Below are 21,276 nucleotides of genomic sequence, written 5' to 3'. Positions count from 1 at the left end.
CGGACAGGGCACGGCGGCGCGGGAAAAAAGGGCGGCCGGCGCGTGGGGCGCGGCGGGCCGACGGTCAAAGTCGCTATTGTACCGTGCCGACGCCCCGGATTCCGGGCAGGCGCCGAATGGCCGATGCGGCGGGCCGCTGCGTTGCCGCATCGCCCTGCGATTCTGCTGATTTCCCGCAAAGTCCGGCCGCGTAAGGGTTTGGCCCCGCGGCTATAATGCCCGCCATGACTGCCCACCACACCTTCGACGTCGCCGTGGTCGGCGGCGGGCTCGTCGGCAAGACGGCCGCGCTCGCGCTGACCCAGTCCGGCTACAAGACAGCCTTGCTCGCCCAGCCGGCCACGCCGCGCCCCGCCGATCTCGCCTTCGACACGCGCGTCTACGCGCTGTCCTCCAGTTCGCAGGCGCTGCTCGAGCGGCTGCGCGTCTGGCAGGCGCTCGATCACAGCCGGCTTGCGCCGGTCTACGACATGCGCGTGTACGGCGACGCGCACGCGGAACTGCATTTCTCCGCGTACCAGGCGTCCGTGCCGCAGCTCGCGTGGATCGCCGAATCGTCGCTGGTCGAGGCGTCGCTCGACGCCGCGCTGCGGTTCCAGCCGAACCTCACGTGGTTCGATGCGCGCGCACAGGGCTTCGACGTGCGCGACGACGCGGCCGTGCTCACGCTGTCGTCGGGGCAGGTGCTGGAAGCGGACCTCGTCGTCGGCGCGGACGGCGCGCATTCGTGGGTGCGCTCGCAAATGGGGGCCAAGGTCGAGCGGCGCGACTACCGGCAAACCGGCGTCGTCGCGAACTTCAAGGCGTCGTTGCCGCACCGCGAGACCGCCTACCAGTGGTTCCACGAAGGCGAGATCGTCGCGCTGCTGCCGCTGCCGGACGGCCATGTATCGCTCGTCTGGTCCGCGCACACCGCGCATGCAGACGAATTGCTCGCACTCGATCCGGCGCAGCTCGCGGCCGAAGTCGAGCGCGTGTCGCACGGTCAGGTCGGCACGCTCGACTGCGTGACGCCGGCTGCCGGCTTCCCGCTGGCGCTGCAGACGGTCGACAAGCTGATCGCACCGCGCGTCGCGCTCGTCGGCGATGCCGCGCACCTGATCCACCCGCTCGCGGGGCAGGGGATGAATCTCGGCTTGCGCGACGTCGCGGCGCTTGCCGACGCGATCGCGGGCAAGGAAAGCTTCCGCAACCTCGGTGATACGGTGCTGCTGCGTCGCTACGAGCGTTCGCGCCGCGAGGACATCCGCGCGCTGATGGTCGCGACCGATGGGTTGCAGCGGCTGTTCGCCGTGCCGGGCTCGCTCGCGAAGGTCGTGCGCAACGCGGGCATGGCCTTCGTCGGCGCGCAGCCGCTCGTGAAGCGCTGGCTCGTATCGGCCGCGCTCGGCTGATCGATCGAACCTTCGGCCGCTTCGCCGGTCGGACACGGTTCCGTTACGGCGTACACTGTGCCGTGCACTCCGATTGAGCTGAAGGAAGATTTCAATGAAAAAAACGATCCGCATCGCATCGCTGGCGCTGGCCGTCATGATGGCGACGCTTGGCTGCACCGCGCAGGCCGACCAGACCACCGACAAGCTGAAAGCAACGCTGCAGGCCCGCCTCGGCAGCGACGCGCCGATCAAGAGCGTGTCGAAAGCGCCGGTCGCCGGCCTCTACGAAGTCAACCTCGGCTCGCAGATCATCTATAGCGATGCGGCAGGCGATTACGTGCTGCTCGGCGATCTCGTCGACACCAAGACGCACAAGAACCTGACCGACGCGCGCCTGTCCGAAATCAACAAGATCGACTTCGCGAGCCTGCCGTTCGCGAATGCGATCAAGGTCGTCAAGGGCAACGGCGCCCGCAAGATCGCCGTGTTCTCCGATCCGAACTGCCCGTATTGCAAGAAGCTCGAGACGACGCTGCAGTCGGTCGACAACGTGACCGTCTACACGTTCCTGTACCCGGTGCTGTCGCCGGATTCGACCGCGAAGTCGAAGGCGATCTGGTGTGCGACCGACCGCGCGAAAACGTGGGAGGGCTGGATGCTCGACCACCGCGCGCCGTCCGGTGCCGGTACTTGCGACACGACCGCGCTCGACAAGAACCTCGCGCTCGGCCGCGGGATGAACGTCACGGGCACGCCGACGATCTTCCTGCCGGACGGCCGCCGCCTGCCGGGCGCCGTGTCGGCCGACCAGCTCAACCAGGCGCTCGCCTCGAGCAAGTAACCGACACACGCCGGGCCGCATGGCCCGGCCAGCGAGGGGCGCCCGCATCTGCCGGCGCCTCTCTTCGTTTCCGCCGCCGTATTCGACCGACCGATTGCCACGATGACCCAGCCGATCCGCTATTCGATTGTTCCGAAAGATCTTGCCGCGCACCTGTTCGAAGTGTCGGTGACGGTCGCCGATCCCGACCCCGAAGGCCAGCGCTTTTCGTTGCCGGTGTGGATTCCGGGCAGCTATCTCGTGCGCGAGTTCGCGCGCAACATCGTGACGCTCGGCGCATTCAACGACGCGGGCCGCAAGGTGCGGATCGCGAAGACCGACAAGCACACGTGGCAGGCCGCCCCCGTGAACGGCACGCTGACGCTGCGCTACGACGTGTACGCGTGGGATCTGTCGGTGCGCTCCGCGTATCTCGACGAATCGGGCGGCTTCTTCAATGCGACGGCCGTGTTCCTGAGCGTTGCGGGCCACGAGGAGGCGCCATGTGAAGTCGACATCGCGAAGCCGGCCGGTGCGGCGTTCCGCGCATGGCGCGTCGGCACGTCGCTGCCCGAGGCGCGCGGCACCAAGCGCTACGGGTTCGGCGCCTATCGCGCAGCGAACTACGACGAGCTCTCCGACCATCCGGTGACGATCGGCGAATTCGCGCTCGCGACGTTCGACGCGCACGGCGTGCCGCACGACATCGTGATCGCGGGGCGCGTGACGCAGCTCGACCTGGAGCGCCTGCGCACCGACCTGAAGCGCGTATGCGAAGCGCAGATCGCGCTGTTCGAGCCGAAATCGAAGAAAGCGCCGATGGACCGCTACGTGTTCATGACGCTGGCGGTCAGCGACGGCTACGGCGGCCTCGAGCATCGCGCGTCGACCGCGCTGATCTGCAACCGCACCGACCTGCCGGTGAAGGGGCGGCCCGAAACGACGGAAGGCTATCGCACGTATCTCGGGCTCTGCAGCCACGAGTACTTCCATACGTGGAACGTGAAGCGCATCAAGCCGGCGGCGTTCGTGCCGTACGACCTGTCGAAGGAAAACTACACGTCGCTGCTGTGGCTGTTCGAGGGCTTCACGTCGTATTACGACGACCTGATGCTGGTGCGCAGCGGGCTGATGTCGCAGGACGAATATTTCGCGGCGCTCGGCCGTACGGTCGGCGGTGTGCTGCGCGGCACGGGGCGCCTGAAGCAGAGCGTCGCCGAAAGCTCGTTCGACGCGTGGATCAAGTACTACCGCCAGGACGAGAACGCGACCAACGCAATCGTCAGCTACTACACGAAGGGTTCGCTCGTCGCACTCGCCTTCGATCTCGCGATCCGCGCGCAGACGCGCAACAAGAAGTCGCTCGACGACGTGATGCGCCTGCTGTGGCAGCGCTACGGCCGCGATTTCTACCGCGGCAAGCAAATGGGCGTCGAGGAGAACGAAGTCGAGGCGCTGATCGAAGCGGCGACGGGCGTCGCGCTCGGCCGCCTGTTCGCCGATGCCGTGCACGGCACGCGCGACCTGCCGCTCGCCGAACTGCTCGCACCGTTCGGCGTGACGCTTGCGCCCGATGTCGCGAACGGCGCGATCGCGAAGCCGACGATCGGCGCGCGCCTGCGCGGCGGCGCGGACTGCACGCTCGCGGCCGTCTACGAAGGCGGCGCCGCACATCGCGCGGGGCTGTCGGCCGGCGACACGCTGATCGCCGTCGACGGGCTGCGCGTTACGGGCACCAACCTCGACGCACTGCTCGCTCGCTACCGGCCGGGTGACAAGGTCGAGGTTCACGCCTTCCGTCGCGACGAGCTCCGCACCGCGAAACTGAAGCTCGACGGCCCGGAAGTCACGCGCTACCGGCTGTCGGCGGCCGCGAAGCCGGCCGCGGTCTCGAAGGCCCGGGAGGCCTGGCTGAAGGGTTGAGCGTATTGAAGCGGGTATCGGGGCGCGATCAATGATTGTTCTGCTGCTGCAACAATCCGTCGCCCTGAACCCGCTTTTTCGCGGTCATGCGGCCACGCACAATGGCGTCACTCGCGCTACCCAAGCGCAACCCTACTGGAGCCTGACATGACGACCATTCTGCAAATCAATTCCGCCGCGCGTTCGCAAGGTGCGCAATCCACGCTGCTGGCCAACGAACTGACGGCAAAGCTGCAACAATCGAACCCCGGCGCGAACGTCGTGGTTCGCGACCTGCTGGCCGATGCGCTGCCGCACCTCGACGAATCGGTGCTCGGCGCGTTCTTCACGCCGGCCGACCAGCGCACCGCGGAACAGAATGCGATCGTCGCGAAGAGCGATGCACTGATCGCCGAACTGCAAGCTGCCGACATCGTCGTGATCGGCGCACCGATGTACAACTTCGGCATCTCGTCGCAACTGAAGACGTACTTCGACTGGATCGCTCGTGCAGGCGTCACGTTCCGCTACACCGAAAACGGTCCGGAAGGCCTGATCAAGGGCAAGAAGGTTCACGTGGTGACCGCCCGTGGCGGCAAGTACGCCGGTACGCCGAACGACAGCCAGACCCCGTACCTGCGTACGTTCCTCGGCTTCGTCGGCATGACCGACGTGAACTTCATCTTCGCGGAAGGCCTGAACCTCGGCGCGGATGCGCAAAGCGCAGCGCTGGCTGGCGCACGCGAAGCGATCGCCGCCGCGTAACGTCGATGCGGGTGCGCCGCACCCGCCGCATCGCCCGATAAAAAAACGCCGCGTCCCGAAAGGGGCGCGGCGTTTTTGCATGCCGGCTGGCGTGGCGAACGAACGGCGGCGCGGCGGTTACGCGAGCGTTTCCGCCACTTCAGGCAGGCGCCAGTCGATCGGTTCGCGGCCTGCCTCGACCAGATAGTCGTTCGCGAGCGCGAAATGGCGGCAGCCGAGGAAGCCGCGGTGCGCGGACAGCGGCGACGGATGCGGCGCCTCGAGCACGCAGTGCGCGCTGGCGTCGAACAGCGCGCGCTTCGCCTGCGCGTGGGCGCCCCACAGCATGAAGACGAGCCCCTGATGGCGGCCGGCGAGTTCGCGGATCAGCGTGTCCGTGCACTGCTCCCAACCGCGCTTCGCATGGCTCGCGGCGGCCCCGCGCTCGACCGTCAGCACCGTGTTGAGCAGCAGTACGCCCTGGCGCGCCCAGGTGTCGAGGCAGCCATGGCGCGGCGTGTCGTGGCCGAAGTTCGCGGCGATTTCCTTGAAGATGTTGCGCAGCGACGGCGGCGTGCGCACGGCCGGCGGCACCGAGAACGCGAGCCCGTGCGCCTGCGGCGTGCCGCGATCGTCGCCGTGGTACGGGTCCTGGCCGAGGATCACGACTTTTACGTCGTCCGGGCTCGTCAGGCGCAGCGCGCGGAACACGTCGGTCGGGTAGACCGTCTTGCCGGCCGCACGCTCGTCATCGACGAAGCGGCACAGCGGCGCGTACGCGTCGCTGTCGGTAAAGGGTTTCAGCACGTCGCGCCAGACGGGCGGCAGCGCGTCGAATTGCGCGGCGAGGTGCGGGACGTCGGCGGCAACGGGCTGCGGTGCCGTCGGGGCCGCAGCCGGAGCCGCGGCTTTCTTTGCGGGCTTGCGTCCGGCCGCGGGCGCTTCGGGCGCCGGGGACGGGGTATCGGCCGGTGCCGTTTCCGGCACGGGATCATCGAACAGCGACGCCTGTTGCGGCGCGCGGGAAGTCTTGCGGGTTGCCATGCGTGATGCGGGTTATTGCGCGCGCAGCCGGTAGCCGCGCTGCGCCTTGCTGATGTTTTCGGGAACGAGGCCCGGCAGCGCTTGCTGCAATTCGGCGGCGAGCGTTGCGAGCGCCGCCTCCGGGCCGTCGATCAGTTCGAGTTCGATTTCGCTGATCGGTTCGCGGCGCGTTTCGTGTTCCGCCTGGACGACGATCTCGCCGAGGTCCACCGCGGCTTCGACGGTTGCGCCGCCGATTGCGATGCGCCACAGCGTACGCGAAAAATCCGTGCGAAACAGCGCCGACAGCGAGCCGGCCGCGTCATTCAGCGCGGCGGCGGCTTCCGGCACGTCGCAGGCCGCGACGAGCGCGTCGATTTCGAGCGCGTCGCCGGCGACCGGCAGCTCCCACTCGTGGCGGCGATGCAGGCCGCCTTCCGCGCTGCCGACCGTCTTGAACGTCTGCAGCCAGCCTTGCGGCGTGCGGCGCACGCGCACCGCGCTCTTCGAGCGGGCCAGCGCGAGATCGGGCGTGTCGTAATAGACGTTTGCGAGCATGATGTCGCGACCGGGTTCGCCGGTCAGCGTCTCGAAGAAGCGTCGCGCGGCGTCGGCCTGGCCGGCCGGCAGCGCGAGCTTGATTTCCTTTTCGATCGCCATCAGAAGAACATCCGTGCGAGTTCCTCGCCCGGCTGCTCGGCGCGCATGAACGCCTCGCCGACGAGGAACGTGTTCACGTTTGCCGCACGCATCGTGTCGACGTCGGTGCGCGACAGGATGCCGGATTCGGTCACGACGATCCGGTCCGCCGGAATCATGTCGAGCATGTCGAGCGTGGTCTGGATCGACGTCTCGAACGTGCGCAGGTTGCGGTTGTTGATGCCGAGCAGCGGCGTCTTGAGCGTCAGCGCCTGCTCCATCTCGTTGCGGTCGTGTACTTCGACCAGCACCGCGAGGCCGAGCGAGTGCGCATACGCTTCGAGATCCTGCATCAGCGGCGTGTCGAGTGCGGCGGCGATCAGCAGGATCGCGTCGGCACCCATCGCGCGCGCTTCGATGATCTGGTACGCGTCGACGATGAAGTCCTTGCGCAGCACCGGCAGCTCGCAGGCCGCGCGCGCTTGTTCGAGATAGCGGGCGCTGCCCTGGAAGAACTGCTCGTCGGTCAGCACCGACAGGCACGCGGCGCCGTGCGCTGCATACGAACGCGCGATGTCGGCCGGCACGAAATGCTCGCGCAGCACGCCCTTCGACGGGCTGGCCTTCTTGATTTCGGAAATCACGGCCGCGTGGCCGGCCGCATGCTTCGCGCGCAATGCGCCGACGAAGTCGCGCAGGTCGCGCGCGGACGCTTCCAGTTTCAGTGCCTCGAGCGGCGCGCTGCGCATGGCCGCCGCGACTTCTTCGCGCTTGACGGCGATGATTCGGTCGAGAATGTCGCTCATGTGGATTCCTGCTTGATTCGTAAGGGGAGTCAGCGCTTGAACTGCTGCGTGAAGCGCACGAGTTCGTCGACTTTGGCGCGGGCCTTGCCGCTCGCGATCGCTTCGCGGGCGAGCTGGATGCCGTCCGCGATCGACTCGGCGACGTTCGCCGCATAGAGCGCGGTGCCGGCGTTCAGCGTGACGATCTCGCGCGCGACGCCCGGCTGGTTGTCCAGCGCGCCGAGCAGCATCGTGCGCGATTCGTCGGCATTTTCGACCTTCAGCGTGCGGTTCGACACCATCTGCAGGCCGAAGTCTTCCGGATGGATCTCGTATTCGTGCACCTTGCCGTCGCGCAGCTCGCCGACGAGCGTTGCCGCGCCAAGCGATACCTCGTCCATCCCGTCCTTGCCGTACACGACCAGCACGTGCTGCGCGCCCAGGCGCTGCATCACGCGCACCTGGATGCCGACGAGGTCGGGGTGGAACACGCCCATCAGCTGGTTCGGCGCACCGGCCGGGTTGGTCAGCGGGCCGAGGATATTGAAGATCGTGCGCACGCCGAGCTCGCGGCGCACGGCCGCGATGTTCTTCATCGCCGGGTGATGGTTCGGCGCGAACATGAAGCCCATGCCCGTTTCGGCGATCGACGCGGCAACCTGGTCGGACTGCAGGTCGATGTTCACGCCGAGCGCCTCGAGCACGTCGGCGCTGCCGGACTTGCTCGATACGCCGCGGTTGCCGTGCTTCGCGACTTTCGCGCCGGCCGCGGCCGTGACGAACATCGACGCGGTCGAGATGTTGAACGTGTGCGAGCCGTCGCCGCCGGTGCCGACGATGTCGACGAAGTTCGAATTGTCCTGCACCTCGACGTGGTTCGCGAATTCGCGCATCACGGTCGCGGCGGCGGCGATCTCGCCGATCGTCTCCTTCTTCACGCGCAACCCGGTGATGATCGCGGCCGCCATCACGGGCGACATGTCGCCGCGCATGATCAGCCGCATCAGGTGCAGCATCTCGTCGTGGAAGATTTCGCGGTGTTCGATCGTGCGCTGCAGCGCTTCCTGCGGGGTAATTGTCATCGTGAGGCTCCCGTCAGGCGGCTTGCGCGGCCGCGGCGCGGGCCTGTTTCAGGAAATTCTCGAGCAGCGCATGGCCATGCTCGGACAGGATCGATTCCGGGTGGAACTGCACGCCTTCGATCGGCAGCGTCTTGTGGCGCACGCCCATGATTTCGCCGTCGTCGGTCCAGGCGGACACCTCGAGGCAGTCGGGCAGCGATTCGCGCTCGATCGCGAGCGAGTGATAGCGCGTGACGTCGAAGTGCTTCGGCAGGTCGGCGAACACGCCGCGGCAGTCGGTTTCGATCTTGCTCACCTTGCCGTGCATGATGGTCTTCGCGCGCACGACGCGGCCGCCGAAGGCCTCGCCGATCGCCTGATGGCCGAGGCACACGCCGAGGATCGGCTTCCTGCCCGCGAATTCCTTCAGCACGTCGAGCGTGATGCCCGCGTGCTGTGGGTTGCTCGGGCCGGGCGACAGGCAGATCGCATCGGGATTCAGGCGCGCGATTTCGTCGAGCGTGATTTCATCGTTGCGGTAGGTGCGCACGTCCTCGCCGAGTTCGCCGAAGTACTGGACCAGGTTGTAGGTAAACGAGTCGTAGTTGTCGATCATGAGCAGCATGGTCAGTCTCCGGTCAGAAGTCGCTATCGAGGCCGTCCTGGACCTGTTCGGCCGCACGCAGCACCGCGCGCGCCTTGTTCTCGGTCTCTTGCCATTCGGATTCGGGCACCGAATCCGCGACGACGCCGGCCGCCGCTTGCACGTACAGGTTGCCGTTGTGGATCAGGCCCGTGCGGATCGCGATCGCGAGATCCATCTCGCCCGAGAACGACAGGTAGCCGACGGCGCCGCCGTACAGCCCGCGCTTGACCGGCTCGAGTTCGTCGATCAGTTCCATCGCACGGACCTTCGGCGCGCCGGACAGCGTGCCGGCCGGGAACGTCGCGCGCAGCACGTCGTAGTTCGTCATGCCGGGCTTCAGCTTGCCTTCGACCGAGCTGACGATGTGCTGCACGTGCGAGTATTTCTCGATGACCATCTGGTCGGTCACGTGCACCGAGCCGATTTCCGCGATGCGCCCGACGTCGTTGCGCGCGAGGTCGATCAGCATCACGTGCTCGGCGATCTCCTTCGGATCGTTGAGCAGCTCGGTCGCGAGTTCCGCGTCGCGCTCGGGCGTGTTGCCGCGCGGTCGCGTGCCGGCGAGCGGGCGGATCGTGACGATCTGGTCTTCGCCGCGCTTTTCCTGGCGCACGAGGATTTCCGGCGATGCGCCGACCACGTGGAAATCGCCGAAGTTGTAGTAGTACATGTACGGCGACGGGTTCAGCGAACGCAGCGCGCGATACAGCGACAGCGGATTGTCGCGGTACGGCTTCGTCAGACGCTGGCCGACCTGGATCTGCATCAGCTCGCCGGCCGCGATGTATTCCTTCGCCTGGCGCACGGCGGCCAGATAGTCGTCTTTCTTGAACTCGCGGAACGTCTCGGTGCGTACGCTCGCCGACGTAACGGGCGGCTGCACGGTCGTGCGCAGGCGCTGCTTCAGTTCGCGCAGGCGCTGTTTCGCCTTCGTATAGGCTTCGGCCTGGCTCGGGTCCGCGTAGATGATCAGGTACAGCTTGCCGGCGAGGTTGTCGATGACCGCGACTTCCTCGGTCAGCAGCAACTGGATGTCGGGCAGGCCGAGATCGTCGCGCGGTGCGGTGTTCGCGAGCTTCTTCTCGATGTAGCGCACCGCGTCGTAGCCGAAATAGCCGGCGAGACCGCCGCAGAAGCGCGGCAAGCCCGGGCGCTGCGCGACCTTGAAGCGCGCCTGGAACGATTCGATGAACTGGAACGGGTCGCCGTCATGCGTCTCGACGACCTGGCCGTCGCGCACGACTTCCGACACGCCGTTGCGGGTCCGCACGAGCGTACGGGCGGGCAGGCCGATGAACGAATAGCGGCCGAAGCGTTCGCCGCCGACCACCGATTCGAGCAGGAACGAGTTGGCGCCCGAGCGTTCGGGCTGGGCCAGCTTCAGGTAGAGGGACAGCGGCGTTTCGAGATCGGCGAGGGCTTCCGCGATCAGCGGGATGCGGTTGTAGCCTTCGTTCGCGAGCGATTGAAATTCGAGTTCGGTCATGTTCCGGTCCTGTTCGGGACGAGCGGCGCGTGCGCCAGGGATCACTTGACGCTGCGCGGGTTGCCGTCGGCGAAAGGGCGGTCGATCGAGAAGTGCCTGTTGCCGGCCGGCACTCCGGGCGTGAACGTCGCGAGCCTGCGGCCGTGCCTGAACGCAAGCGTTCGGACGCGGTAGAACTCGAGGTGGTGCGACGATCGGCGCGCGGATGCGCAGCGAGATAAAAAACGGCGCTGAAGACGTACTTCAGCGTACCTCATCGAAGAGGTTAGCGCGACCAGCGACGCCAGGGCCAGGCTCCCCGGTCGATGCTGCTCAGACTCCGTTTTTTATTCAGAAACATGCAGATGGAAGAAATGATCAGAAGGTTGGCCGGCCGGCGTTGTGCGCGGAGATCGCGCGAGCTGCGACCAGCAACGAATCGACTATACCATCCGAATTTATCGTTTGTATAGCTTTGCCATGGTTGTAGCCGTACGGCACCGTCAGCGTCGCCATCCCGGCCGCGCGGCCTGCCAGCGCATCGTTTTCCGAGTCGCCGATCGCGACTGCCACATCCGGTGCGACGCCGAGCGCGTTGCAGGCCGTCAGCATCGGCAGCGGATCGGGCTTCTTGCGCGCGACGCTGTCGCCGCCGAGCACGATGCCGAAGCAATCGGCCAGCCCGTATTGCTCGAGCAGCTCGACCGCGAAGCGATGCGGCTTGTTCGTCACGCACGCGAGCCGGATGCCGGCTGCGCGCAACGCGTCGAGACCGGCGGCCACGTCCGGGTAGAGGCGTGTGTGGCGGCCGTTGATCTTCGCGTACTCGGTCTGGTAGATCGCGAGCGCGGCGTCAAAGCGCGCGTGCGCCTCGTCGGCTGCGAAGCGCGGCTTCAGCACGCTCTGGATCAGGTGTTCGGAGCCCTTGCCGACGTAGCCGATCACCTCGTCGCGCGACGTGGCTGGCGCGCCGAGCTGCGCGAGCATCCCGTTCAGGCCGGCCGTGAAATCGTCGGCCGTATCGACCATGGTGCCGTCGAGATCGATCAGCGCCGCGTCGATGCGCGACGTGGCGAAGCGGATCGGAGCGGCTTCCGGTGCGGCTCCGGCCGGCGCATGGCCGGTGAGCGACGAGTCGGCCACGGCGTCAGCTCCGCTCGACGGTAGCGAGCGCGGCGCGCATCTCGTCGATCACCTTGCGGTAGTCGGGCTTGCCGAAGATCGCAGAACCCGCGACGAAGGTGTCGGCGCCGGCCGCCGCGATTTCCGCGATGTTGTCGGTCTTCACGCCGCCGTCGACTTCGAGCAGGATCTCGCGGCCGGTGCGCTCGGTGTACGCGTCGATGCGTGCGCGTGCTTCGCGCAGCTTGTTCAGCGTTTCCGGAATGAACGACTGGCCGCCGAAACCCGGGTTGACCGACATCAGCAGCACGAAGTCGAGGCGGTCCATCACGTGGTCGAGGTAGTTCAGCGGCGTGGCCGGGTTGAACACGAGGCCGGCCTTGCAGCCGTGGTCGCGGATCAGCGACAGCGTGCGGTCGATGTGATCGGAGCCTTCCGGGTGGAAGCTGATCAGGTTGGCACCGGCCTTCGCAAAATCGGGCACGATCCGGTCGACCGGGCGTACCATCAGGTGCACGTCGATCGGCACCTGCACGTGCGGGCGGATCGCTTCGCACACGAGCGGGCCGATGGTCAGGTTCGGCACGTAATGATTGTCCATCACGTCGAAGTGGATCCAGTCGGCGCCGGCGGCGACCACGTTGCGGACTTCTTCGCCGAGCCGTGCGAAATCGGCCGACAGGATGCTGGGAGCGATGCGGAATTGGGTCATGGCAGGGGAGCGGGGACGTTGCGGCGCAAAACCGCCATTCTACCGTCCGGCGACCCGGTGCGCGGCGGCAGGCCGTGCGGTCGAGGCCGGATTGCGCATAGAATGCCGAACCAATGCGGCGCGCCCGCGGCCCCGTTGCCCATGCCGGCACGGGCAGTCATCTTCCAGCGGAAACACCATGAGTCAGTATCAATTCACCGTTTCGGTGAAAACCAGCTACTTGCCGGAACAATCCGACCCCGATCGCCGTCAATACGCATTCGCGTACACGCTGACGATCCGCAACACCGGGCAGGTCGCGGCACAGCTGATCGCGCGTCACTGGATCATCACGGACAGCGAGAACCACGTGCAGGAAGTGAAGGGGCTCGGCGTCGTCGGGCACCAGCCGCTGCTGCAGCCGGGCGAGCACTTCGAGTACACGAGCTGGGCCGTGATCGCGACACCGGTCGGCACGATGCGTGGCGCGTACTTCTGCGTGGCGGAGGACGGCGAGCGCTTCGAGGCGCCGGTCGACGAGTTCGCCCTGCACATGCCGCGCACGCTGCATTGAGCGTGCGGCGTGCGTCAGGGTGTTAGCGCGGCTTGCGGGTGTGCTTCTTTCTGCCCGACGACGTCCACACGACGATGAAGATCAGCAGGGCGAGCGCTACGAAGGCTTCGAGCGCGAAGATGAGCATCGGATATTGGTCGAGAAAATCTGACATGGCGGTTTCCATCAAGAACGGACATTGTATGTGGTTTGGGCCCCGGGTGGCCGGGTGGGTCGCGGTTGCTGCCGCGGCGGCGCTGCTGGCGGCGTGCGGTGGCGCGCCGACGCGGACGTCGTCGCTGAAGCCGCCGACCGGCGCGGCGATCGTGCCGGGTCAGGTCGCCGCGAAGCGGCTCACGCCGGTCGCGTGGCAGCAGGTGCCGGGCTGGCAGGACGATTCGCTGCTCGGCGCAACCGCCGCGCTGCGGCAGAACTGCGTGCGGCTCGCGCGCCAGCCGGCCTGGACACGCGCCTGCGCGGCCGCCGACCGGCTCGACGAGCTCGACGTCAGCAGTGCACGCACGTTCTTCGAAACGTATTTCACGCCGTTCCAGCTTGCGAACACCGACGGTACGCTCGACGGGCTCGTGACCGGCTATTACGAGCCGCTGCTGCATGGTTCGCGCGTGCGTCGCGGTCCGTATCAGTACGCGCTCTACCGCTGGCCGGCCGGTTATCGCCCGGGCGCCGCGTTGCCGGCACGCGCGCAGCTCGAACGCGCCGGCATCCTGAACGGCAACGAACTCGTGTGGGTCGACGACCCGATCGAAGCGTTTTTCCTGCAGGTGCAGGGCTCGGGGCGCGTGCTGCTCGACGACGGTTCGGTGATGCGGGTCGGCTTCGGCGGCACCAACAACCAGCCGTACCGCTCGATCGGCAAGTGGCTGCTCGATCGCGGCGAGCTGACGCCCGCCCAGGCGACGATGCAGGGCATCAAGGCGTGGGCGAAGGCGAACCCGACCCGCGTCGACGCGTTGCTCGACACGAACCCGCGGTTCGTGTTTTTCCGCGACATGCCGACCAAGGAAGATGCACCGCACGGCGGCGCGGACGGCCCGATCGGCGCGTTGGGCGTGCCGCTGACGCCGGAGCGTTCGATCGCCGTCGACCCGTCGTCGATCCCGCTTGGCACGCCCGTGTTCCTGCAGACGACGCGCCCGCTGACGAATACGCCGATGAACCGGCTCGTGTTCGCGCAGGATACGGGCTCCGCGATCAAGGGCGGCGTGCGGGCCGACTATTTCTGGGGGCTCGGCGACGATGCAGGCGATCAGGCTGGGCGGATGAAGCAGGTCGGCCGGATGTGGCTGCTGTTCCCGAATTCGTGATGTGACGCGGCGCGGGTGGCTGGGGTTCCTCGGGTCACCGCCGATGCGGCAGACGCGGCATTCGTAGAAGCGGCTGTGCGCGTGGGGCACGTTGCTCTGATCGTGAGGGCGGACGTGCTGTGTCAGATTTCGCGATGCGCTTGTTGCGTCGGCGGATGCCCAAATGCATCCCGGAATGAAACAGCCCGATCGGTGTTGGCCGATCGGGTTGTTTCATTTGCAGCCACGGATTCACCGCGCGTCATTCACGCGCAGCGACTTTCGTCAGCCCCTGCGCTTGTCGACGACGCGTCGCGCCTTGCCGACCGACCGCTCGATCCCGTTCACGGGCAGCACGTTGATCACGGCCGTCACGCCGATCAGCGACTTGATGTCGTAGGCGAGCGCCTGTTTTGCCGCATGGATCGCCGCCGTATCGGGTGCTGTCTCGGGGCAAGGCTCGACATTGAGCGTCATCACGTCGAGCGGGCCTTCCTTCGTCAGCACGATCTGATAGTGCGGGGCGAGCGCGTGCTGCTTGAGCAACTGCTCCTCGATTTGCGTCGGGAACACGTTGACGCCGCGCACGATCATCATGTCGTCCGAGCGCCCGGTGATCTTCTCCATCCGGCGCATCGTGCGGGCAGTGCCGGGCAACAGCCGCGTGAGGTCGCGGGTCCGGTAGCGGACGATCGGCAGCGCCTCCTTCGTCAGCGACGTGAACACGAGCTCGCCGAGTTCGCCGTCCGGAAGCACTTCGCCGGTTTCGGGGTCGATGATTTCCGGATAGAAGTGGTCTTCCCAGATGGTCGGGCCGTCCTTGGTCTCGACGCATTCGGACGCGACGCCGGGGCCCATCACTTCGGACAGCCCGTAAATGTCGACCGCATCGATGCCCATCCGCTGCTCGATCGCGACGCGCATATCGTTGGTCCAGGGTTCCGCGCCGAAGATGCCGATGCGCAGCGAACTCTGCACGGGATCGAGACCCTGGCGCTCGATTTCGTCGGCGATCGACAGCATGTAGCTCGGCGTGACCATGATGATGTCGGGTCGGAAATCCTGGATCAGCTGCACCTGCTTCTCGGTCTGGCCGCCACCGAACGGGATCACGGTCAGCCCTGCGCGTTCGGCACCGTAGTGCGCGCCAAGCCCGCCCGTGAACAAGCCATAGCCGTAGCTGACGTGCACCTTGTCGCCGCGGCGCGCACCGGCGGCGCGGATCGAGCGCGCGACGAGATTCGCCCACGTGTCAATGTCGCGGGCCGTATAGCCGACGACCGTCGGCTTGCCGGTCGTGCCCGACGACGCATGAATGCGCGAGATCTGGTCCTGCGGCACCGCGAACATCCCGAACGGGTAACTGTCGCGCAGGTCGCTCTTCGTCGTGAACGGGAAGCGCGACAGGTCGGCGAGCGTCTTCAGGTCGTCCGGATGGACACCCGCGTCGTCGAACTTGCGACGATAGACGGGGGAGTGGTCATACGCATGCCGGAGCGACCACTTGAGGCGCTCGAGCTGCAGCGCGGTCAGCTCGTCGCGTGAGGCGGTCTCGATCGGCTCGAGCGGTAGCGGGGTAGTCATGCATGTCTCCAGTGTTTGTTATGTGCGAGCCGTCGACGTCAGCGGTCTTCCGGGATGACCGTGCCCTTGATCTGGGCGGATTTGCCGCGAAACATCGCGACGGTTTCGCCGGTCTGGTTCGTGACGCGGATGTCGTAGATGCCTTGGCGGCCGGCGCGCGCCTGCTCGATCGCCTCGGCCGTCAGCACGTCATCGCCGTGCACGGGGCGCAGGAATTCGATCGAGCAGCCGGCCGCGACGGTATTCACGTTGTACGAGTTGCACGCGAACGCGAACGTCGAATCGGCCAGCGTGAAGATGATCCCGCCATGGCAGGTCTGATGCCCGTTCAGGAATTCCGGCCGCACGCGCATCTGCAGGCGCGCGTAGCCGGCGCGTACTTCGGCAATTTCCATCCCGAACGCACGGCTGCATGCGTCGGCGTCGTACATGGCCCGCGCGGTGGCGCGGGCGAGCGCATCGGGGTCGAGCGTGGCAGTGGCGTTTGTCATGTCAACGCCCCTCGAAGCGCGGCGCGCGCTTCTCGATGAATGCCTTCACGCCTTCCGCGTAGTCGTGCGACTGGCCGAGCCTGCGCTGCAGGTCGCGTTCCATGTCGAGTTGCTGGTCGAGCGTGTTCGTGACACTGGCACGCATCGATTGCTTGATCGATGCGATCGCGAGCGTCGGCTGCTGCGCGAGCTGGGTGGCGAGCTGGCGGGCTGACGCAGCGAGCGCGTCGTCGTCGACCGCGCGCCAGATCAAGCCCCATTGCTCGGCCTGTTCGGCGCCGAGCTTGTCGCCGGTCAGCGCGAGCCCCAGCGCGCGTGCCATGCCGACGCGTTGCGGCAGGAACCACGTGCCGCCCGAATCGGGCACGAGACCGATCTTGACGAAGGCCTGGATGAAGCTGCTCGAGCGGGCGGCGAACACGAGATCGCAGGCGAGCGCGAGGTTCGCACCGGCACCGGCCGCCGTGCCGTTGACGGCGGCGATCACCGGAATCGGCAGACGCTGCAGGCGGCGGATGAGGGGATTGAAGTGCTCGTCGATCAGCGCGCCGAGATCGGTGGACGCGCCCGGCGTGAAGTCGAGATCAGCCAGGTCCTGGCCCGCGCAGAAGCCGCGCCCCGCACCTGTCAGGATCAGCGCGCGCGCACCGGCCGCCTCGACATCATCGAGCGCCGACTGCAACTCGCGATGCATCGCCCGCGTAAAGCTGTTCAGCTTGTCGGGGCGGTTGAGGGTAATCGTGGCTACGTTCGAGGCCTGATCGATTTCCAACTGAATCGCCTGATAAGACATGCAGTGTCTCCTTCATGACTTCGTTATAGGCGCGCCGTGCGTGGGTTACACGCGTTCGATCGCGAGTGCGATGCCCTGGCCGACGCCGATGCACATCGTACAGAGCGCAAAGCGGCCGCCCGTACGCTCGAGTTGGTGGAGCGCCGTGGTCACGAGCCGGGCGCCCGATGCGCCGAGCGGATGGCCCAATGCGATTGCGCCACCGTTCGGGTTCACGCGCGGATCGTCGTCGGCGACGCCGAGCATGCGCAGCACCGCGAGACCTTGGGACGCGAACGCCTCGTTCAGCTCGATCACGTCGAACTGGTCGATTGTCATGCCGAGCTGGTGCAGCAGTTTTTGCGTGGCCGGCGCGGGCCCGATGCCCATCACGCGCGGCGCGACGCCGGCTGTCGCCATGCCGATGACGCGTGCGCGGCGGCGCAGGCCGTACTGGTCGGCTGCCTGCGCATTGGCGAGAAGCAGCGCGCACGCACCGTCGTTGACACCCGAGGCGTTGCCGGCCGTCACCGAGCCGTCCGGGCGCACGACGCCCTTCAGCTTCGCGAGCGCTTCGAGCGAAGTCTCGCGCGGATGCTCGTCGCGCGAGACGACCACCGGATCGCCTTTCTTCTGCGGAATCGTGACCGCGACGATTTCGCCAGCGAGCGTCCCGTCCTGCTGCGCACGCGCGGCCTTCTGCTGGCTGCGCAGCGCGAACAGATCCTGGTCGGCGCGGCTGATGTTGTAGTCGACTGCGACGTTTTCGGCCGTCTCGGGCATCGAATCGACGCCATACAGCTGTTTCATTAGCGGATTGACGAAACGCCAGCCGATCGTCGTGTCGAAGATGTCGGCCTGGCGTGCGAACGCGCTCGTGGCCTTGCCCATCACGAACGGCGCACGCGTCATGCTCTCGACGCCGCCCGCGATCATCAGGCGCGCCTCGCCGGCCTTGATCGCGCGGGCGGCGGTGCCGACCGCGTCCATCCCGGAGCCGCACAGCCGGTTCAGCGTCGTGCCGGGCACGTCGGTCGGCAGGCCCGCGAGCAACGCCGACATGCGCGCGACGTTGCGGTTGTCCTCGCCGGCCTGGTTCGCGCAACCGTAGATCACATCGTCGATTGCCGTCCAGTCGACGTCACGGTTGCGCTCGACGAGCGCCTTGAGCGGCACCGCACCGAGGTCGTCGGCACGGACGTCTTTCAGGGCGCCGCCGTAGCGGCCGATGGGAGTGCGAATCGCGTCGCAGATAAAGGCGTCTGTCATGGGCGTATCGATGAGCAACGAACCCGCCGGGTGGCGGATTCGTTCATGGTAGAGAACGTGGCGGCGTTTGCACGTCGGCCATTCGGGTTATACCGGTTGGCCGGCTTCCACGGGGGCTGCTTTCGGCGCAACATGGACGCGGCTTTGCACTACGCGGAACCGGTTGGCGACGAACGCCGGGTCGGCCAACGCCGCGTTGGCTGCCGGATTCGCGCCCGTGCCGTGGAAATCCGAGAACGCGGCAGACTGGTTCACGAACACGCCGCCCGTCAGGTTGATCGACAATGCGACGCCACCGCGTACCGCCGCGTCGTGGGCGGCGTCGACGATCGCGTCGTCGGTGCTGTAGACGGAGAGGGTCAGCGCGCCATGTTCGGCCGCGATTTCCCCGGCGAGGTCGAGCGACTGCGTGGTCGAGTCGGTCGCGATCACGAACGAGATCGGGCCGAACCATTCCTGCGTGAATTTCTCGCGATCGGCCACGTCGAGTTGCAGCACGAGCGGCGTGCGCACGCGGGCATCGGGGAACGCAGGGTGCTGGAGGGTCAGGCTATCGGCGAGCACGCGGCCGAGCTCGCGGGCGTTGTCGATGCGTGCGGTCACGCTTTCGTTCTGGATTGCGCCGATCAGTTCGACCGAGCGTGCCGGGTCGCCGGTGAGTTTTTGCACGGCAACGGCGATGGCTTGTGCGACCTCGTCGAAGCTCGCATGGCCGTCCGCCGTCCGGATGCCGTCGCGCGGCACGTAGATGTTCTGCGGTGCCGTGCACATCTGGCCGGAGTACAGCGCTAGCGAGAACGCGATGTTCTTGGCGACGGCCTTCAGGTCGTCGGTCGAGTCGATCACGATCTGGTTGACGCCAGCCTTCTCTGTATAGACCTGTGCCTGGTGGGCATGGCGTTCGAGCCACGTGCCGTTTTGCGTGCTGCCAGTGAAGTCGATCAGCTTGACCTCGGGGCGCAGCGCGAGATCCTGGACGAGTGCGCCGTCGTTGGGTTCGGTCGCGAGGAGCGTGACGACGTTCGGATCGAAACCGGCTTCGCGTAGCACGTCGCGAGCGATCCGGACGGTGATGGCGAGCGGCAGGATCGCGCCCGGATGCGGCTTGACGATCACGGTGTTGCCGGTTGCGAGATCGGCGAACAGGCCGGGATAGCCGTTCCAGGTCGGGAAGGTGCAGCAGCCGAGCACGAGCCCGGTGCCGCGCGGGACGATCGTGTAGCGCTTGTGCATCGCGAGCGGCGGGTTCTTGCCTTGCGGTTTTTCCCAGTGCGCGTCGGCCGGGATGCGGCGCAGTTCGTCCCATGCATAGGCGACTGCTTCGAGCGCACGATCTTGTGCGTGCGGGCCGCCGGCCTGGAACGCCATCATGAATGCCTGTCCCGTGGTGTGCATCACGCTGTAGGCGATTTCGAAGCTGGCGCGATTCAGGCGCGCGAGGATTTCGAGACTGACGCCGATCCAGGCGCTTGGGCCGGCTTCGCGCCACGAGCGTTGTGCTGCGGCAGCGGCGGCGATCAGTTCGTCGGGCGTCGACTTCGGATACCGGATGCCCAGTGCAATGCCGTACGGCGACCGCTCTGCGCCGACCGTTTCTCCGGACGCCGGCTGGTCGAGCGCGAACGTCTTGTCGAGGTGCGACTTGAACGCGGCCTCACCATCTGCGTTCGCGCTTTCCCCGTACACTTTGGGGCTTGGCATTTCGGCGAACGGGCTCCAGTACCCGCGGCTCTCGATGGCGGCGAGTGCGTGTTTCAGCGTGTCTTCGTGCTTCGTGAACAGTGCATGGGTCATGGCGGCAGCCTGATGGACGTTGAGAGGGGTTGGATCGATTAATTAACCGACCGGTTGGTCGGAGAATGGTAGCATCAAACTATTCGCATGTGCGAGGCGTTTCTCATTTCATTGATCGAGGAGAAATAGATGGCTTACGAGAACATCCTGGTGGAGACCCGGGGGCGTGTCGGGCTGGTTACGCTGAACCGCCCGAAGGCGCTGAATGCGCTGAACGATGCACTGATGGATGAGCTGGGCGACGCGCTGAAGGCGTTCGATGCGGACGATGGCATCGGCGCGATCGTCGTGGCCGGGAGCGAGAAGGCGTTCGCGGCTGGCGCGGACATCGGCATGATGGCGACCTACTCCTATATGGATGTCTACCGGGGCGACTACATCACGCGCAACTGGGAGACGGTCCGTGAGATCCGCAAGCCGATCATTGCGGCGGTTTCGGGCTTTGCGCTGGGCGGTGGTTGTGAGCTGGCCATGATGTGCGACATCATTTTTGCAGCGGACACGGCCAAGTTCGGCCAGCCGGAAATCAAGCTGGGTGTCATGCCGGGTGCGGGCGGCACTCAGCGTCTGCCGCGCGCGGTGTCGAAGGCGAAGGCGATGGATATGTGCCTGACTGCCCGTTTCATGGATGCTGCCGAAGCGGAGCGCGCGGGGCTCGTGTCTCGCGTGCTGCCGGCCGACACGCTGCTCGACGAGGCGCTTGCCGCCGCGGCGACGATCGCCGAGTTTTCGCTGCCGGCGGTCATGATGGTCAAGGAGTCGGTGAACCGTGCGTACGAGACGACGCTGGCCGAAGGCGTCCACTTCGAGCGTCGGCTGTTTCATTCGCTGTTCGCGACCGAAGACCAGAAGGAAGGGATGGCGGCATTCGTCGAGAAACGGAAGCCGGTGTTCAAGCACCGCTGATCGAGTTGCTGGGGTAGTTGGCCGGCGACGTGGCGGTATCGGTCGTCTGCATGATTGCCCGGCCCGTCGAGCCCCAAGCCCCCGTGCGCGCCAGCGCACGGGGGCTTTTTCAAAATATTTTCACAAAGGGCTTGCGGAGACGGGGGCGGGTGCTTAGAATCACGCCTCTTTCGCGCTAACGGAAACGCGGCGCGGGAGAAGGGAAGCAGGGTTGGCGGTGTGCTGGAGTCTGGAGCGCGCAACTGGCCTGGAAGTTGAGCCCCGCAGTCGCAACGATGTAGTGTAAAAAGTTGTTGACGAGCTGCGAAACACGGTTCATAATCTCG

Annotated in this window: 21 protein-coding genes; 7 read left to right on the top strand and 14 right to left on the bottom strand. The window is 66.5% G+C overall.

The features are described 5' to 3' along the window. The first annotated feature begins 215 nt into the window (after positions 1-215). The 4 genes from LGM56_RS32590 to LGM56_RS32575 all read left to right on the top strand — a co-directional run bounded on the left by LGM56_RS32590 (position 216) and on the right by LGM56_RS32575 (position 4,863). The gene (locus LGM56_RS32590) at positions 216-1,394 is read left to right on the top strand and encodes a UbiH/UbiF family hydroxylase (RefSeq protein ID WP_089494022.1); all 1,179 of its coding nucleotides are present in this window, start codon (positions 216-218) and stop codon (positions 1,392-1,394) included. A 94-nt stretch (positions 1,395-1,488) separates the two neighbouring features. Beyond that, on the top strand, positions 1,489-2,217 hold the full coding sequence (locus LGM56_RS32585; protein WP_226207818.1) for a DsbC family protein: 729 nt from the start codon (positions 1,489-1,491) through the stop codon (positions 2,215-2,217). A 102-nt stretch (positions 2,218-2,319) separates the two neighbouring features. Continuing rightward, the gene (locus tag LGM56_RS32580; protein WP_226207817.1) at positions 2,320-4,119 is read left to right on the top strand and encodes a M61 family metallopeptidase; all 1,800 of its coding nucleotides are present in this window, start codon (positions 2,320-2,322) and stop codon (positions 4,117-4,119) included. A 147-nt stretch (positions 4,120-4,266) separates the two neighbouring features. After that, positions 4,267-4,863 carry an FMN-dependent NADH-azoreductase gene (locus LGM56_RS32575; RefSeq protein ID WP_226207816.1) on the top strand — a complete coding sequence of 199 codons (597 nt, stop codon included), beginning with the start codon at positions 4,267-4,269 and terminating at the stop codon, positions 4,861-4,863. Positions 4,864-4,980: 117 nt separating this feature from the next. On the opposite strand, the gene LGM56_RS32570 is transcribed toward LGM56_RS32575, so the two are convergent. The 8 genes from LGM56_RS32570 to rpe form a co-directional block, all read right to left on the bottom strand. After that, positions 4,981-5,886, bottom strand: coding sequence for a uracil-DNA glycosylase (locus LGM56_RS32570; RefSeq protein WP_226207815.1), 906 nt, complete (start codon positions 5,884-5,886; stop codon positions 4,981-4,983). Positions 5,887-5,898: 12 nt separating this feature from the next. Continuing rightward, entirely contained in the window at positions 5,899-6,525 is a 627-nt protein-coding gene (locus tag LGM56_RS32565; RefSeq protein WP_089494025.1) for a CYTH domain-containing protein, read from the bottom strand. Next, on the bottom strand, positions 6,525-7,310 hold the full coding sequence (gene trpC / locus LGM56_RS32560; RefSeq protein WP_089472085.1) for an indole-3-glycerol phosphate synthase TrpC: 786 nt from the start codon (positions 7,308-7,310) through the stop codon (positions 6,525-6,527). Before trpC ends, LGM56_RS32565 begins: the two co-directional genes overlap by 1 nt. Positions 7,311-7,339: 29 nt before the next feature. Then, entirely contained in the window at positions 7,340-8,371 is a 1,032-nt protein-coding gene (trpD, locus tag LGM56_RS32555; protein ID WP_043191545.1) for an anthranilate phosphoribosyltransferase, read from the bottom strand. A 13-nt stretch (positions 8,372-8,384) separates the two neighbouring features. Beyond that, positions 8,385-8,975, bottom strand: a complete 591-nt coding sequence (locus LGM56_RS32550) for an aminodeoxychorismate/anthranilate synthase component II (RefSeq protein ID WP_089472086.1) — start codon at positions 8,973-8,975, stop codon at positions 8,385-8,387. Positions 8,976-8,988: 13 nt separating this feature from the next. After that, complete coding sequence (trpE, locus tag LGM56_RS32545; protein WP_039362349.1) at positions 8,989-10,482, bottom strand: anthranilate synthase component I; 1,494 nt, start codon at positions 10,480-10,482, stop codon at positions 8,989-8,991. Between the two features lie 357 nt (positions 10,483-10,839). Continuing rightward, the gene (locus LGM56_RS32540) at positions 10,840-11,604 is read right to left on the bottom strand and encodes a phosphoglycolate phosphatase (protein WP_226207814.1); all 765 of its coding nucleotides are present in this window, start codon (positions 11,602-11,604) and stop codon (positions 10,840-10,842) included. Positions 11,605-11,608: 4 nt separating this feature from the next. Next, positions 11,609-12,295, bottom strand: a complete 687-nt coding sequence (rpe, locus tag LGM56_RS32535; protein WP_011883156.1) for a ribulose-phosphate 3-epimerase — start codon at positions 12,293-12,295, stop codon at positions 11,609-11,611. 178 nt (positions 12,296-12,473) lie between these two features. Here rpe and apaG point away from each other — a divergent pair, with 178 nt between their 5' ends. Continuing rightward, on the top strand, positions 12,474-12,848 hold the full coding sequence (apaG, locus tag LGM56_RS32530; RefSeq protein WP_011350820.1) for a Co2+/Mg2+ efflux protein ApaG: 375 nt from the start codon (positions 12,474-12,476) through the stop codon (positions 12,846-12,848). 22 nt (positions 12,849-12,870) lie between these two features. Here apaG and LGM56_RS36870 read toward each other — a convergent pair whose 3' ends face one another. Further along, a complete protein-coding gene (locus LGM56_RS36870; RefSeq protein ID WP_256940834.1) occupies positions 12,871-13,002 on the bottom strand; it encodes a hypothetical protein in 132 nt (43 codons plus the stop codon). A gap of 28 nt (positions 13,003-13,030) precedes the next feature. On the opposite strand from LGM56_RS36870, the gene LGM56_RS32525 reads away from it, so the two are divergent. Next, on the top strand, positions 13,031-14,155 hold the full coding sequence (locus LGM56_RS32525; protein ID WP_226207813.1) for a murein transglycosylase A: 1,125 nt from the start codon (positions 13,031-13,033) through the stop codon (positions 14,153-14,155). A gap of 264 nt (positions 14,156-14,419) precedes the next feature. Here the strand turns inward: LGM56_RS32525 and paaK are convergent, their stop codons facing one another. From paaK to paaN, 5 genes are all read right to left on the bottom strand, one after another. Then, positions 14,420-15,718, bottom strand: coding sequence for a phenylacetate--CoA ligase PaaK (paaK, locus tag LGM56_RS32520; protein ID WP_089424399.1), 1,299 nt, complete (start codon positions 15,716-15,718; stop codon positions 14,420-14,422). A 38-nt stretch (positions 15,719-15,756) separates the two neighbouring features. Beyond that, on the bottom strand, positions 15,757-16,209 hold the full coding sequence (paaI, locus tag LGM56_RS32515) for a hydroxyphenylacetyl-CoA thioesterase PaaI (RefSeq protein ID WP_071335534.1): 453 nt from the start codon (positions 16,207-16,209) through the stop codon (positions 15,757-15,759). 1 nt (position 16,210) lies between these two features. After that, a complete protein-coding gene (gene paaG / locus LGM56_RS32510; RefSeq protein WP_226207812.1) occupies positions 16,211-17,002 on the bottom strand; it encodes a 2-(1,2-epoxy-1,2-dihydrophenyl)acetyl-CoA isomerase PaaG in 792 nt (263 codons plus the stop codon). A gap of 45 nt (positions 17,003-17,047) precedes the next feature. Further along, on the bottom strand, positions 17,048-18,250 hold the full coding sequence (pcaF, locus tag LGM56_RS32505; RefSeq protein ID WP_226207811.1) for a 3-oxoadipyl-CoA thiolase: 1,203 nt from the start codon (positions 18,248-18,250) through the stop codon (positions 17,048-17,050). 87 nt (positions 18,251-18,337) lie between these two features. Beyond that, positions 18,338-20,044, bottom strand: a complete 1,707-nt coding sequence (gene paaN / locus LGM56_RS32500) for a phenylacetic acid degradation protein PaaN (protein ID WP_226207810.1) — start codon at positions 20,042-20,044, stop codon at positions 18,338-18,340. A 129-nt stretch (positions 20,045-20,173) separates the two neighbouring features. On the opposite strand from paaN, the gene LGM56_RS32495 reads away from it, so the two are divergent. Continuing rightward, positions 20,174-20,950, top strand: a complete 777-nt coding sequence (locus LGM56_RS32495; RefSeq protein WP_226207809.1) for an enoyl-CoA hydratase — start codon at positions 20,174-20,176, stop codon at positions 20,948-20,950. Positions 20,951-21,276: the final 326 nt, after the last annotated feature.

The sequence above is a fragment of the Burkholderia sp. AU38729 genome (genome assembly GCF_020419725.1).
In the GTDB taxonomy this organism is placed as follows: domain Bacteria; phylum Pseudomonadota; class Gammaproteobacteria; order Burkholderiales; family Burkholderiaceae; genus Burkholderia.
Note: the sequence above shows the minus strand (reverse complement) of the source record. Positions and strands in the feature narration are given on the sequence as shown.